A 428-nucleotide genomic window follows, 5' to 3' on the forward strand; every position below is an offset into this window, starting at 1 on the left:
AGGCCGGCCTGTTCAAGGACCCGGCGTTCATCGCGTTGACCGGCAAGTTCGTGCCGGTCTACCTGGATGGCGACGAGGAAGGGGCACAGGCCTGGGGCGAACGCTTCGGGGTGCGCGGCTATCCGACCCTGATCGTGCTGGACCCACAACGCACTGAGCTCACCCGCGTGGCCGGCGGCAACGACGCGGCCGAACTGACCCGTGCGCTGACCGTCGCGGCCGGGCGCCGCAGCGCCATCGCCGCCACCCTGGCGACGGCACTGGCCACGCCGGACAGGCTGGCCGCCGAAGACTGGCAGGTGCTGGGCGACTACGGCTGGGAAGTCGACGCCAACCGCCTGGCCGGCGAGCGCAGGAGCCAGGATGTGCTGCGCCAGCTGTCCAAGGCCGCACCCGACGCGGCGCTGCAACGCCGCTTCGCCCTGCTG

Annotated in this window: 1 pseudogene; it reads left to right on the top strand. The window is 72.2% G+C overall.

Going from position 1 to position 428, the window contains the following annotated elements:
- Positions 1–428, top strand: a pseudogene (locus D7X55_RS46760) (hypothetical protein); the annotation flags it as partial.

This window comes from Corallococcus sp. AB049A (assembly GCF_003668885.1).
Taxonomy (GTDB): Bacteria; Myxococcota; Myxococcia; order Myxococcales; family Myxococcaceae; genus Corallococcus; species Corallococcus interemptor.